Raw genomic sequence first — 10109 nt, 5'->3', positions numbered from 1 at the left:
GGCACAGCAGCAGAGCGCGCCGGGGCCCGCTACGCACTAGGAGACGCAGATGACCATTCGGGTACTGGTGGCCGACGATCAAGCGCTGGTACGCGGCGGTTTCGTCGCGCTGCTGGAGGCACAGGACGGCATCGAGGTGGTCGGCGAGGCGGACAACGGCGAGCAGGCCGTGCGGATGACCCGCGCCCTCACCCCCGACGTGGTGCTGATGGACATCAGGATGCCGATCCTCGACGGCCTCGCCGCCACCCGGATCATCGCCGAGGACGCCAAGCTGGCCGAGGTGAAGGTGGTCGTGCTGACCACCTTCGAGCTCGACGAGTACGTCTTCGAGGCGATGCGCGCTGGCGCCACGGGTTTTCTGGTCAAGCACACCGAGCCCGCCGATCTGGTGCGGGCGGTCCGGGTGGTCGCGGCCGGCGACGCGCTGCTGTCCCCCGGCGTCACCCGCAGGCTGATCGCCGAGTTCTCCGCGCACGCCAAGACCCCGCCGCCCGCAACGCTTTCCGAGCTCACCGACCGCGAACGCGAGGTGCTCGTGCTGGTGGCCGAGGGGCTCACCAACGCCGAGATCGGCGAGCGGCTGTACATGAGTCCCGCCACCGCGCGCACGCACGTCAGCCGGATCCTGATGAAACTCGGCGCCCGCGACCGCACCCAATTGGTCGTCATGGCTTATGAATCCGGCGTGGTGCGGCCGGGCTGGCAGTAATCGGACGCTCCGCGGATCGGACTGCGCGCCGTCAGTAGTGGCCGCGTCGCCCGAATCGGTTACGGTCGCGCCCGTGTCGCATCAGGCGCAGCCCAGGTCGTCCTACACGCCGCCTGGGCGCATTTGCACCACCCGGGATCGGACCGGCAACGCCCGGAGCGACCTACGCGTCACCCGGATTGGACTGCTCGCGCTCCGCGTCGGTGAATCCGCCGCGCTTCGCCCCGCGCTGCAGCCGCGCCGAGCTGGCCGACGCCGCGCGGAACACGCCCGAAACTCCCTGCGGCGCGGCCGCGTACGTGATCGAGTTGCGCCGGAGGAAACCCATCTGGGTGCCGATCTCGACGGCGTCCATATTCGCGCCGAGGAACAGGAAATTCCAGTCGTAAACCTCTTGCTGCTGGGTGATCAGGGATTTCACCGCGCTATGCGTCCACTCCTTACTCGAATTCTCGTGACCGTCGGTGAGCACGACGACGATGACCGTGCCGGGCCGTTCCTGTTCGGGCCGTTTCGCGAGCTCCGCGCCGACGTCGGTGACCAGCCTGCCGACCGCGTCGTACAGCGCGGTCATGCCGCGCGGCTGCAGCTCCAGCGCCGGCACCTCCGCGATCGGACGGTTCGTGTAGACACATTCGTACTCGGTGTCGAACCGCGCGAGCGTCACCTCGATCGTCTTCGGTAGTTTGCGCTGCTCCTCGATGAAGGCGCCGAACCCGCCCTCGGTGTCGGATTTGATCGACTGCATCGACCCGGAACGGTCCAGCAGTACGGCGATCAGTGTCAGGTCTGGATTTGTCATGAGCTCCCCCGTCGGTTCTCTGAACCCCCTCCAAAGTACGCCGCGTACGCGCCGAGGCGTACGGCGAGCGACGCCGCGCGACCGATGCCCCGGGGCGGGCCGGCGGCGCAGGCTTTCAGCATGAACACCACGAGCATGAGATTCGGCCTCGTCATCACCCCGCGCTCCGGCGCCGCGTGGGCGAAGGACGCACGCGATGCCGAGCAGCGCGGATACCGGACGATTCTGCTGCCGGACACGCTGAACACCCCCTCACCGTTCCCGGCCCTCGCCGCCGCGGCGGCGGTCACCGGCACGGTCCGGCTGCGCCCCAATGTGCTCGCCGCTCCGCTGCGCACCGCCGCGGCGACGGTCCGGGAAACCGCAGCGCTGCAACTGCTTTCGGACGGGCGGTTCGAGCTCGGCATCGGCTCCGGCCGGCCGGACGCCGGCTCGGAGGCCGAACGCCTCGGCCTGCCCTGGGGTTCGGCGGCCGAGCGCCGCGCACAGCTGGCCGACACCATCGCGGCGGTCCGCGCGCAGGTCGACCCGGCGCCCGAGGTCGTAGTGGCCGCCAGCGGCCCGCGCATGCTCGCCGCGGCGGCGGAGTTCGCCGACCGCATCCTGCTTGCCGCGGGCCCGCAGGTCACCGAGGCGGAGCTGGCCGACATGGTCCGCGTGGTGCGCGACCACACCGACCGCGACATCCCGTTCAGCCACCAGCTGATCGGCCTCGGCGACCGGCTCCCGTACTGGACGAGCGCCCGCCTCGGCCTCAGCGCGGACGCCCTGCGGGCCGCCGGCGCGGCCGGTGTCCTCGACGCCGACCCGGATGCCGCCGCGGCTGTCCTCGAAAACCGCAGGGAGAAGTACGGAATCGACGAGGTGATCGTCCCGGGCGAACTGTCCGACGCCTTCGCCCCGGTGCTCGCGCGCTTCCCGCACGATCAGTAGCCGCGCAACGAAAAAGGCCCGCCCCCTTTCGAGGGCGGGCCTTTCGCGTAGTGCTCTTACTCGCCGGAGGCTTCCGCGGCGCCTTCGGCGGCACCGGTCAGCACGACCTCGGGCTTCTCGTCCTTGTCCGACTTGGTCAGCTTCGTCTTACCCGTGAAGGTGAACTTGGCGTCCTCGCCGGAGCCTTCGCCGTCCCAGCCTTCGACGTCGATGTAGACGGTTTGTCCGGGGCCGATCTCGCCGAAGAGGATTTTCTCCGAGAGTTGGTCTTCGATCTCGCGTTGGATGGTGCGCCGTAGCGGGCGCGCGCCGAGGACGGGGTCGAAGCCGCGTTTGGCCAGCAGGGCTTTGCCTTGCTCGGACAGCTCCATCGACATGTCCTTGTTCTTCAACTGCACCCCGACACGCCCGATCATCAGATCGACCATTTGCACGATCTGTTCGGTGGTGAGCTGGTGGAACACGATCACATCGTCGATGCGGTTGAGGAACTCGGGCCGGAAATGCTTCTTGAGCTCGTCGTTGACCTTGAGCTTCATCCGCTCGTAGTTCGAACCCTGAATATTGGACTGGGAGAATCCGAGCCCGACGGCTTTGGAGATGTCGGAGGTACCCAGGTTCGAGGTGAAGATCAGCACCGTGTTCTTGAAATCCACCGTCCGGCCCTGACCGTCGGTGAGCCGGCCGTCCTCGAGGACCTGCAACAACGTGTTGTAGATCTCCTGATGGGCCTTCTCGATCTCGTCGAACAACACCACCGAGAACGGCTTACGCCGCACCTTCTCGGTCAGCTGACCACCCTCCTCATACCCCACATACCCCGGAGGAGCACCGAACAGCCGCGACGCGGTGAACCGGTCATGGAACTCACCCATGTCGATCTGGATCAACGCGTCATCATCACCGAAGAGGAAGTTCGCCAGCGACTTGGCCAGCTCGGTCTTCCCCACACCCGACGGGCCGGCGAAGATGAACGACCCCGACGGCCGCTTGGGATCCTTCAACCCGGCACGGGTGCGGCGGATCGCCTTGGACACGGCCTTGACCGCGTCTTCCTGGCCGATGATCCGCTTGTGCAGCTCATCCTCCATCCGCAGCAACCGAGTCGTTTCCTCCTCGGTCAGCTTGAACACCGGGATACCGGTCCAGTTGGCCAGCACCTCAGCGATCTGCTCGTCATCGACCTCCGCCACGACATCGAGATCCCCGGAACGCCACTGCTTTTCCCGCTCCGCCCGCTTGGCCACGAGCTGCTTTTCCTTATCCCGCAGGCGGGCGGCCTTCTCGAAATCCTGGGCGTCGATCGCGGACTCTTTCTCCCGGCGCGCGTCAGCGATCTTGTCGTCGAACTCCCGCAGATCCGGCGGAGCGGTCATCCGACGGATCCGCATCCGCGCACCCGCCTCATCAATCAAATCGATCGCCTTGTCCGGCAGGAACCGGTCATTGATGTAGCGGTCGGCCAACGTGGCCGCGGCCACCAGCGCACCATCGGTGATCGACACCCGATGATGAGCCTCATACCGATCCCGCAGACCTTTGAGGATGTTGATGGTGTGCTCGACGGTCGGCTCACCCACCTGCACCGGCTGGAACCGCCGCTCCAACGCGGCGTCCTTCTCGATGTATTTGCGGTACTCGTCCAGGGTCGTCGCGCCGATGGTCTGCAACTCGCCACGGGCCAGTTTCGGCTTCAGGATCGAGGCGGCGTCGATCGCGCCCTCGGCGGCACCCGCACCGACGAGGGTGTGCAGCTCATCGATGAACAAGATGATGTCCCCGCGCGTGTTGATCTCCTTGAGGACCTTCTTCAACCGCTCCTCGAAATCACCCCGATACCGGCTACCCGCCACCAAAGATCCCAGGTCGAGGGTGTAGAGCTGCTTGTCCTTCAACGTCTCCGGCACTTCACCGTTGACGATGGCTTGGGCCAGGCCCTCCACCACGGCGGTCTTACCGACACCGGGCTCACCGATCAACACCGGGTTGTTCTTGGTGCGCCGGCTCAGCACCTGCATCACCCGCTCGATCTCCTTCGAGCGCCCGATCACCGGGTCGAGCTTGCCTTCCAGGGCGGCCTGGGTCAGGTTACGGCCGAACTGATCGAGCACCAGCGACGTCGACGGAGTGCCCGCCTCACCACGCGAACCCGACTCCACCGGCTCCTTGCCCTGATACCCCGACAGCAACTGGATCACCTGCTGACGCACCCGGTTCAAATCCGCGCCCAGCTTCACCAGCACCTGCGCGGCCACACCCTCACCCTCACGGATGAGCCCCAGCAGAATGTGCTCGGTACCGATGTAGTTATGGCCCAGCTGCAACGCCTCACGCAGACTCAGCTCCAAAACCTTCTTCGCCCGAGGCGTGAACGGAATATGACCCGACGGAGCCTGCTGGCCCTGCCCGATGATCTCCTCGACCTGGCTACGCACGCCCTCCAACGAAATACCCAGCGACTCCAACGACTTGGCCGCGACACCCTCACCCTCATGAATCAGCCCCAGCAGGATGTGCTCGGTACCGATGTAGTTGTGGTTGAGCATCCGGGCCTCTTCCTGGGCCAGGACAACGACACGCCTCGCGCGGTCGGTGAACCTCTCGAACATCGCTCCCTCACTCTCCTGCTCCGACATTCTGGCAACAGACGCCGCAGTGTGCTGTGTAACAACCGTGGGCGTCAGCCTGCCATGAAGCCCGGGGGTTGCGGCCCCCGCCTCCACTCTAGTGGCCGGGGGTTACTGCCGCCGCCAGTCCACCCTATTGGCGACCAGCGTCAGCATGGTCATTCACTCATAACGTGAGCGTTGCATAAATCGTTTCCCGATCCGGTTTTGCCCTCAGCGAACAGGGCAGGCGCGTTCGCCGGGGTGCTACCCGGTGAACGGCGGAATGAAACCGCACGGCGCCTCCCTCGGGTGGTCGGGGTCGAGGGCGTTGAGCACGTACGCCGCGGCGCGCGGGCTGCCCGCGATGCCCGCGTGCTCGGAAAAGTCCTGGGCACAGCCGTCCTGCACCACGATATTGGTCACGTTCGGGCCGGGCGCCAGCCCCGAGGTGTAGGGCACGACGAGCTCGTCGTGCCGGGTGGCGATATTGGTATAGGCGACGGCCGGGTGGTAGACGCCGTCCGCGTTGAGTGCCCGCAGGAAGTCCGAGCCCGCGAAGACCTGACGGCAGGCTTGACAGAGCGACCCGACCATGGCGTCGAAGGCCGGCCCCGCGCCGAGGCGCTGGCTGAAGGCGGAGATCTCGGCGACGCCCGCGACGTCCGAGCCGAGCCAGGGCGGCGCGAGGGCGACGAGCCTGTCCACCTTGGCCGCGCCGCCGAGCCGCTTGATGAAGTAGTTGCCGATGAAGTTGCCCTGCGAGTGGCCGACAATGTCGACCCGTCGCGCCCCGGTCGCGGCGAGCACGCGGTCCACGAAGGCCGCGAACTGCGGCGCGCTCTGCTCCATCGGCAGCATTCCGCCGATGGCCGAAATGGGCCACGGCATGTCGTAGGCACCGTAGGTCACGGAGTACACGCAGTAGCCCTCATTGGCCAGCAGCGGCGCGTAGACGCCCCAATTCGTCTGTGCGCCACCGCCGGTGCCGTGCGCGAGCACCACGGGGTTCGGGTGCGCGGCGCTCGGGCGGCAGGACCAGTCGTTGGCGCCGGGCAGCGAGCCGCCCGGATTCGCCAGCTCGTTCGGGATGCCTGCGAAGAAGTTGTAGTCGACCGGGTAGCGCTCGGCCTGCGCCGGGCCCGCGGCGGCGATACACAGCGCGGCGAGCACGAGGACGAGAAACGAGAAACCTGGAACACGCCGCACGGTAGCCTCCAAATCTGGAACGTGTTCCAGAAACTACCGTGCGGCGCGTTCCAGGCGTGGTCGAGTCGCGAAACTGGTTGCGGCCGTTGGCGTCCAGACCTAGCGGTAGGTCGGGGCGCCCGGCTGGCCGGGGTACTGACCCTGCGTGACCTGCGGGGCGGGGGCCGCCGCGCTCGCCTTGCCCTGCTGGACGCCGGAGACGAACAGAGCGCCGCACAGCACGAGGAAGGCCAGCGTGTGCAGCACCGCGCGGACGATGTTCCAACGCACCCAGGCGGATTCGAAGTCGGCGCGGACCGCGGCCAGGTCGCCGATCTGCGACGGGTCGCCCGCGGCGGCCAGCTGGTCGTTCAGCGGCACATTCAGTCCGGAGGTGACGGCGAAGGCGATGATGTTGATGACCAGGCCGACGCCGATCCAGATCAGCGTGGTCCGCTGGTCCTTCCCCAGGTGCAGCGCGGCGGCCAGGATCGAGAAGCCGACGGTGCCGACGAACCCGATCATGAACACCGGGTTGATGATGACCACGTTGATCTTCTGCATCACGTCGATCATGGTGCGGTCGTCGGTCTGGTTCAGCGCGGGCATCACCGAGTTCGCGTAGCCGTAGAACAGCCCGGCGATCAGTCCGGTGGCCAGGGTGGCCGCGACCAAGGCGGCCAGGCGTGCGGCGGTCATAATTCCTCCTGAGTGGAAACCCCGACCGGAGCCCTCATCGCTCCGGTTCGCTGGATATGAGTCAAGCCGGTTTCCACACGGCTCTCCATGGCCGAGGCGCTCGGCCGGCTAAGCGATCGTCTACCGGAGCGTCAGAGGTCCCGGTCCGAGATGAGTCCGCTCTGAATGGCCAAGAAGGCCAGGCGGACTCGCTTCGCGTTCTGCGGCAGATCCTCGACGCCGAACTTGGCGAACAGCGCGCGCAGGTGCGTCTTGATCGCGTCGACGCTGAGGAACAACTCCTCGGCGATCTGCTGGTTGGAGGCGGGCGTCGCGAACGCGGCGCCGTTCTTGTACGGGCGGCACAGCGCGATCAGCACCGCGCGCTGCGTCTCGGTGAGCTGGCGAAGGCTCGGCGGGCCCGTGCCGCTGGAGACGCGGGTGATGTCGTCGGCGACGCCGCCGAAATCGTGGAAGGACACCCGCGAGGTGCCGACCCGGATGACGTCGCCCGCCATCAGCCTGCGCCGGCCGACGATGCGGTCGCCGTTGACGAACGTGCCGTTGCGAGAAAGGCCGTCGTCCACGATGGTCCACTGCGCGCCGAGGTACTCGATCGCCGCGTGCAGCCTGGACACCTCGGCGTCCCACGGCAGGGCGAGATCGGCCTGCGGCGAGCGGCCGATCGTCACGCGCTCGCGTTCCGCGGTGAGCATGAGTTCATGCTGACGACCCGTGTCATCTTGGAATCGCAAAAATGATCCGACGAATCCAGTCACTGCGCCGATACCTCGCCTCTCCATACCGCCAGTGACCGTTGCACGTTTCCATGGTGCCGCGTCCTGGAACCACGAGCAAGATCGATCCGCGCGCCACTTCGAGCAGCGTGTCTTCGCGCCACGCGGTTATATCAGGAGCCTATGAGGCTTGCGGAGAAAGAGAAAACCGCCGCCCCGGCGTCGCACGATTCGCCGGGACGGCGGCTGAAAAATATGAAACTAACCCTTCGCGGCCTTGTTGTACGCGTCGGTGATGTCGGCGGAGATACGTCCCCGCGCGGACACCTTGTGTCCATTCCGACGAGCCCACTCGCGAATTGCCGCACTTTGTTCCCGGTCGATCGACACCCGGCTCTTGGGGGCACCGGCCGCCGTAGCGGCGGCCTTGACCCGGCGACGGCCACTCACGCGACGCGCGCTCGAAACCCACTCCTCCAGCCCGTCGCGCAGCTTCGCGGCATTCGCCGACGACAGGTCGATCTCGTACGAAACACCGTCGATCGCAAACTCGATGGTCTCGTCCGCGATGGACTCCCCATCGACATCGTCGATCAGGCTAACGGTGACCTTCTTTGCCATGAGATGAACGTCCTCTCGAAATCGTGCGACCCGCAACTAGGCCGATTACCCGAGGCAAGAATACCTCGAATTCCAAATTTTCCAAGACGAGCCCGCGATTTTGCAATCAGCAGGTCACCGAGTGACCGGCCGCACAATTGGGAACAGTATTGTTTCCCGGATTCCGAGACCCGTCAACGCCATCAACAGACGATCGATTCCCATACCCGTACCGGTGGTCGGCGGCATGCCGTGCTCCATCGCGGCCAGGAAGTCCTCGTCCAACGCCATCGCTTCGTCGTCGCCCTGCGCGGCCAGCCGCGCCTGATCCACGAAGCGCTCGCGCTGGATCACCGGATCGACCAACTCCGAATAGCCAGTTGCCAACTCGAAGCCGCGGACATAGAGGTCCCACTTCTCGGTGACGCCGGCCTTCGTCCGATGCTGCCTGGTGAGCGGGGAGGTCTCCACGGGGAAGTCGCGCACGAAAGTCGGTGCGTACAGCTTGTCGCCGTACTGGTGTTCCCACAGTTCCTCGACGAGTTTGCCGTGGCCATAGCCCTTGCCGTCGGGAATTTCCAGACAGACCCGTTCGGCGAGCGCACGCAATTCGGCGACCGACGTTTCGGGTGTCACGGGGACGCCGAGGGCGTCGGACAGCGACGGGTACATCTCGACGGTGGTCCACTCGCCACGCAGGTCGTATTCGGTGCCGTCGGCCAGCGTGACCACCTGCGTGCCGAACACCTCCTGGGCGATCTCCTGCACCAATTCGCGGATCATCCGCGCGGAGTCGTCGTAGGTGCCGTAAGCCTCGTAGGTTTCCAGCATCGCGAACTCGGGGGAATGGGTGGAGTCCGAGCCCTCGTTGCGGAAGTTCCGGTTGATCTCGAAGACCTGCTCCAGGCCGCCGACCACGCAGCGCTTGAGGAACAGCTCCGGCGCGATTCGCAGGTACAGATCGATATCGAGGGCATTGGAATGGGTGACGAACGGCCGGGCCGCCGCGCCGCCGTGCAGCGTCTGCAGCATCGGCGTCTCCACCTCGAGGAAGCCGCGCCGTTCCAGCGCATTGCGCAGCGCGCGCACGACCGCGATGCGGGTTCGCGCCATTTCCCTGGCCTCTGGGCGCACGATCAGATCGACATACCGCTGCCGGACCCGCGACTCCTCGTTCATCTCCTTGTGCGCCACCGGCAGCGGTCGCAGCGACTTGGCCGCCATGAACCAGGAATCGGCCATGACGCTCAATTCACCGGTCCGCGAGGAGATCACCTCGCCGTGCACGAAAACGAAGTCGCCGAGGTCGACATCGGACTTCCAGGCCGCGAGCGCGTCGGCGCCGACGCCGTTCAGGCTGATCATCGCCTGCAGCTTGGTGCCGTCGCCCTCCTGCAGCGTGGCGAAACACAGCTTGCCGGTATTACGCATGAATATGACGCGACCAGCGACACCCGCCTGCAACCCGGTCTGGGTGTCCGGGGCCAGATCCGGATATGCCGCGCGAATTTCGGCGAGGGTATGCGTCCTCGGCACGACCACGGGATACGCGTCACCGCCGTCGGCGAGCAACCGCTCCCGCTTCTCCTTGCGAATCCGTATCTGCTCCGGGGCGTCGTCGGCGTCGGTCGCCACGGCAGGCCGCGAATCCGATGCGGGATCGCTGGACGAGGAAGTGTTGGCGGTGCTCACATCCAACAACCCTAGCGTGCACCGGAAATCGTTTTGCGGGCCGCCCGGCCTACTTCACGGAGTAACGAATCGGTCTCGGTGCCGAGCCGCGACACCCGCCGGATTTGCGCGGCCGGGCAGCACCGGAAATAGCGGGCATGCATCGATACCCCCGCGAAAAG

Annotated in this window: 9 protein-coding genes; 2 read left to right on the top strand and 7 right to left on the bottom strand. The window is 66.3% G+C overall.

Features of this window, described 5'->3' with window-relative positions; translation table 11 throughout:
• Positions 1-49: 49 nt before the first annotated feature.
• Entirely contained in the window at positions 50-712 is a 663-nt protein-coding gene (locus ON39_RS02170; RefSeq protein WP_040730231.1) for a response regulator transcription factor, read from the top strand.
• A 163-nt stretch (positions 713-875) separates the two neighbouring features.
• Here the strand turns inward: ON39_RS02170 and ON39_RS02165 are convergent, their stop codons facing one another.
• Complete coding sequence (locus ON39_RS02165; protein ID WP_174412489.1) at positions 876-1514, bottom strand: vWA domain-containing protein; 639 nt, start codon at positions 1512-1514, stop codon at positions 876-878.
• 120 nt (positions 1515-1634) lie between these two features.
• Here ON39_RS02165 and ON39_RS02160 point away from each other — a divergent pair, with 120 nt between their 5' ends.
• Positions 1635-2447 (top strand): LLM class flavin-dependent oxidoreductase, encoded by an 813-nt coding sequence (locus ON39_RS02160; protein WP_040730228.1) that lies wholly within the window; start codon positions 1635-1637, stop codon positions 2445-2447.
• Positions 2448-2503: 56 nt separating this feature from the next.
• Here the strand turns inward: ON39_RS02160 and ON39_RS02155 are convergent, their stop codons facing one another.
• From ON39_RS02155 to lysS, 6 genes are all read right to left on the bottom strand, one after another.
• A complete protein-coding gene (locus tag ON39_RS02155; RefSeq protein ID WP_040730225.1) occupies positions 2504-5056 on the bottom strand; it encodes an ATP-dependent Clp protease ATP-binding subunit in 2553 nt (850 codons plus the stop codon).
• A gap of 264 nt (positions 5057-5320) precedes the next feature.
• Positions 5321-6262 (bottom strand): esterase/lipase family protein, encoded by a 942-nt coding sequence (locus ON39_RS02150; RefSeq protein ID WP_040730234.1) that lies wholly within the window; start codon positions 6260-6262, stop codon positions 5321-5323.
• Between the two features lie 99 nt (positions 6263-6361).
• Positions 6362-6940 (bottom strand): anthrone oxygenase family protein, encoded by a 579-nt coding sequence (locus ON39_RS02145; RefSeq protein ID WP_040730222.1) that lies wholly within the window; start codon positions 6938-6940, stop codon positions 6362-6364.
• A gap of 131 nt (positions 6941-7071) precedes the next feature.
• The gene (locus ON39_RS02140; protein ID WP_246002975.1) at positions 7072-7635 is read right to left on the bottom strand and encodes an FHA domain-containing protein; all 564 of its coding nucleotides are present in this window, start codon (positions 7633-7635) and stop codon (positions 7072-7074) included.
• A gap of 282 nt (positions 7636-7917) precedes the next feature.
• Complete coding sequence (locus ON39_RS02135; RefSeq protein WP_040730217.1) at positions 7918-8277, bottom strand: histone-like nucleoid-structuring protein Lsr2; 360 nt, start codon at positions 8275-8277, stop codon at positions 7918-7920.
• Between the two features lie 114 nt (positions 8278-8391).
• Entirely contained in the window at positions 8392-9891 is a 1500-nt protein-coding gene (gene lysS, locus ON39_RS02130) for a lysine--tRNA ligase (protein ID WP_040730213.1), read from the bottom strand.
• Positions 9892-10109 lie beyond the last annotated feature (218 nt).

Origin of the sequence: Nocardia tenerifensis NBRC 101015, assembly GCF_000308715.1 — a bacterium.
GTDB classification, from domain to species: Bacteria; Actinomycetota; Actinomycetes; order Mycobacteriales; family Mycobacteriaceae; genus Nocardia; species Nocardia tenerifensis.
Note: the sequence above shows the minus strand (reverse complement) of the source record. Positions and strands in the feature narration are given on the sequence as shown.

Bases quoted from the DNA above. Each gene is read 5' to 3' on its own strand.
- ON39_RS02165 (WP_174412489.1), bottom strand. From the start codon at position 1,514: ATGACAAATCCAGACCTGACACTGATCGCCGTACTGCTGGACCGTTCC.
- ON39_RS02155 (WP_040730225.1), bottom strand. From the start codon at position 5,056: ATGTTCGAGAGGTTCACCGACCGCGCGAGGCGTGTCGTTGTCCTGGCC.
- ON39_RS02140 (WP_246002975.1), bottom strand. From the start codon at position 7,635: ATGCTCACCGCGGAACGCGAGCGCGTGACGATCGGCCGCTCGCCGCAG.
- ON39_RS02170 (WP_040730231.1), top strand. From the start codon at position 50: ATGACCATTCGGGTACTGGTGGCCGACGATCAAGCGCTGGTACGCGGC.
- ON39_RS02160 (WP_040730228.1), top strand. From the start codon at position 1,635: ATGAACACCACGAGCATGAGATTCGGCCTCGTCATCACCCCGCGCTCC.
- ON39_RS02135 (WP_040730217.1), bottom strand. From the start codon at position 8,277: ATGGCAAAGAAGGTCACCGTTAGCCTGATCGACGATGTCGATGGGGAG.
- ON39_RS02145 (WP_040730222.1), bottom strand. From the start codon at position 6,940: ATGACCGCCGCACGCCTGGCCGCCTTGGTCGCGGCCACCCTGGCCACC.